At 44.2% G+C, this 2,206-nt stretch carries 1 protein-coding gene; it reads left to right on the top strand.

Going from position 1 to position 2,206, the window contains the following annotated elements; all coding sequences use genetic code 11:
• Nucleotides 1–197 precede the first annotated feature (197 nt).
• Nucleotides 198–2,066: a threonine--tRNA ligase gene (thrS, locus tag ACTIE0_RS23920; protein ID WP_006623096.1), complete on the top strand. Its 1,869-nt coding sequence runs from the start codon at nucleotides 198–200 to the stop codon at nucleotides 2,064–2,066.
• Nucleotides 2,067–2,206 lie beyond the last annotated feature (140 nt).

The raw sequence follows: 2,206 nt of genomic DNA on the forward strand, positions 1-2,206 counted from the left end.
TATCCTCAACTCTTCTCGCTTCTTATACCATATTGCCCTAAAATATTAACCTAATTTGAGATTAAATCATGCTCTCTAGGATTTGATCAAACCTTGGGAGGCGATCGCCTTAACGCAATACTTGTCCCTCAACCCAATACTTGCCCATTGCTCAGGCGATCTAGTAAAATGATAATCGTTCTCACGATGGGGTTAATATGCTCAGTCAAATCAACCGTCCCACCTCTGAGGAAAACCATTCCCAAAGAGATGGAGAAAAGCTGCGGCGAATTCGCCACACCTGCGCTCACATCCTAGCAATGGCGGTACAAAAACTATTTCCCGAAACCAAAGTCGCCATTGGTCCCACCACCGACACGGGGTTTTACTATGACTTTGACCGGAAAGAACCGTTCACCCCGGAAGACTTGGGGCAAATAACTAAGGAGATGAAACGCATCATCAAAGGTAACTTGCCAGTAATTAGGGAAGAAGTCAACCGAGAACAAATTAGGGCAGAAATAGAGAAATTAAATGAACCATTAAAGTTAGAAATTCTGGATAGTATTCCCGAAACAGAAACCATTACTCGCTATTTTATCGGTAGCCCAGATATGGGGCGGACGAATCATCCCGAAGTCGAACCGTCTCTGATTTCACCGGTGGTTATTCCCACCCAGGAATTTTGGTGGGATTTATGTGCAGGACCTCACCTGAACTCTACGGGCGAAATTAATCCAGATGCTTTGGCGTTAGAAAGTGTAGCCGGAGCTTACTGGCGAGGAGATGAAACCCTACCGCAACTACAACGAATTTATGGGACGGCTTGGGAAACTCCAGAAGAACTAGAATATTATCAGCAGCAGAAAGAGGAAGCGAAAAAACGCGACCACCGCAAGTTAGGACAGGAGTTAGATTTATTTAGCATCCAAGAAGATGCCGGAGGCGGTTTAGTCTTTTGGCATCCTAAAGGCTCAAGAATGCGGCTATTAATTGAGGACTATTGGCGACAAGCTCATCTGCAAGATGGTTATGAGTTGTTGTACAGTCCCCACATTGCTAATTTGGAACTGTGGAAAACTTCCGGTCACTATGATTTTTACCGAGAAAATATGTTTGACCAGATAGAGATTGAGAACCAATCCTATCAATTAAAGCCGATGAATTGCCCCTTTCATGTATTAACTTATCAAAGTCATTTGCACTCTTATCGAGAGTTGCCAATTCGCTGGGCAGAGTTAGGCACTGTGTATCGGTATGAACGCTCTGGGGTATTACATGGATTGATGCGAGTGCGGGGGTTTACTCAAGATGATGCCCATATTTTTTGTTTGCCTGAACAGGTGGCAGATGAAATTTTGGGAGTGTTAAATTTGACGGAAAAGATTTTATCGGATTTTGGCTTTAGTAAATATGAGGTGAATCTTTCTACTCGTCCGAGTAAATCGGTGGGGAATGATGCGGTGTGGCAATTAGCAACGGATGCTTTGATTGCTGCTCTGAATACTAAAGGCTGGGATTATGTGACTGATGAGGGTGGCGGGGCTTTTTATGGACCTAAAATAGATATTAAAATTCAGGATGCGATCGGTCGATTGTGGCAATGTTCGACGATTCAAGTGGATTTTAATTTGCCGGAACGATTTAATATGGAATATGTGGCGGCGGATGGTTCTCGGCAACGTCCGATTATGATTCATCGCGCGATTTTTGGCTCTTTGGAGCGGTTTTTTGGGATTTTAATTGAGAATTATGCGGGAGATTTTCCCCTGTGGTTGGCTCCGGTTCAGGTGAGAGTATTGGCGGTGAGCGATCGCTTTCGAGATTATGCTCAATCAATTGCCCAAAGTTTAAGACAGCAGAATATCCGCGCGGAAGTCGATAATACTGGGGAACGTTTAGGCAAACAAATTCGCAACTCTGAACTCGAGAAAATTCCGGTGACAGTGGTGATTGGTCAGCGGGAGTTAGATAATCAGTCTTTGAGTGTGAGAACTCGCTCCTCAGGAGATCTGGGAACGATGACTCTGCCCCAGTTGACGGAGGAAATATTGAAGGCGATCGCTGAAAAATCCCCAAGTTATTAATCTAATAGTTTGAGAGCATGATTTAATCTCAAATTAGGTTAACATTTTACGGCAATACGGTACAATACCAAGTATGGTGCGAGACCTTCGGGTATGAAATAGAGCTGAAATGGGCGTGGGGACTACCCGGTGAGGACTTC

Origin of the sequence: Limnospira sp. (genome assembly GCF_051859755.1) — a bacterium.
GTDB classification, from domain to species: Bacteria; Cyanobacteriota; Cyanobacteriia; order Cyanobacteriales; family Microcoleaceae; genus Limnospira; species Limnospira fusiformis.